The sequence below is a fragment of the Streptomyces sp. NPDC001617 genome, assembly GCF_053596855.1.
The window spans coordinates 1-1,119 of sequence record NZ_JBSFHA010000219.1; the positions used below are offsets into that span (position 1 = coordinate 1).

Consider the following 1,119-nt stretch of genomic DNA (forward strand, 5'->3'; position numbering starts at 1 on the left):
AAACAAGACGCCGCATGCCTCCCTCATTCCGAGCTAGACCATGCCAGACCAGCGGAAATCAAGCGATGATGTTCGGTTGAGATACGGCTTCTTAGAGGTCCTAACAAAGGCGCTGGACGTGTCGGTGGGTGATGAGGCAGGTGGCGAGGCCGAGGAATGCTTCGTGAATGTCGTCACGCCGCTCCCAGCGGATGCGCAGGCGGCGGAAGCCGTGCAGCCAGGCGATCGTTCTCTCGACGACGCACCGGAAGGTGCCCAGGCCAGAGCCGTGTGGCTCGCCTCGCTCGGCGATGACGACGGCAACACGTCCGCATCGGCCGGGGTCCCCGCCACCGTCCATGACGTCGTCCGCGACCGGATGGCCGGGCTCGACGACCGCGCCCGCGACCTGCTGCGGGTGGCCGCGCTCATCGGCCGCGACGTCGACCTCAGGCTGCTGTCCCGCGCCACTGGTGTGGACATCGCGGACTGTCTCCATCGCCTGGAACCGCTGCATACGCTCGGGCTGCTCGAACCCGGGCCGCAGGACCCGGGTGTAGCCCGCGCCGCCGAAGACCTGGACTGTCGTGACCGGGAACCGGCCCGGCGCCCGGAGCATGGCGCCGCCGTCCGTCTCGTGCCGATGGCTCCGAAGCGGGCTGTACGAGACGGTTTGCCGGTCGGTGAGCCGCTTCCGGCGATCCGTCGCGGAATTCGCTAAACAGTTGAGCGCTTGTCGTCCGCTCATCACGCTTTGCCTGTCAAGTGCCCGACGGCATGACCTCGGGCCTCAGCGCTGCAGAAGCGAGTCCAGCATGGTGCGTGTCCGTGCGTCCCTGTCTCAACTGCCCGCCTACGTCCCGGGCCGCAAACTGCCCGGGGCCATCGTTCTCGCCAGCAACGAATCGCCCTTCGGGCTGCTGCCCGGGGTGGCCGCAACCCTCGCGGAGGCGGCGGGCGGCGTGTCGCGGTATCCCGATCTGAACGCCTCCGACCTCGTCCAGGCCCTGGCGGCGCGCCACGGGGTCGATCCGGAACGGATCGCGGTGGGCGCCGGCTCCTCCGAGGTCTGCGGACAGCTGCTGCACACGGTCGTCGGCCCCGGCGACGAGGTCGTCTTCGGCTGGCGTTCCTTCGAGG

General features: G+C 68.9%; 1 protein-coding gene and 1 pseudogene. One reads left to right on the top strand and one right to left on the bottom strand.

Annotation, left to right across the window (positions count from 1 at the left end):
- Window positions 1-100: 100 nt before the first annotated feature.
- Window positions 101-295, bottom strand: a pseudogene (locus tag ACWC09_RS52685) (transposase); the annotation flags it as partial.
- A 499-nt stretch (window positions 296-794) separates the two neighbouring features.
- On the opposite strand from ACWC09_RS52685, the gene ACWC09_RS52690 reads away from it, so the two are divergent.
- On the top strand, window positions 795-1,119 hold a 325-nt coding region (locus ACWC09_RS52690), incomplete at its 3' end, for an aminotransferase class I/II-fold pyridoxal phosphate-dependent enzyme (protein ID WP_450859446.1).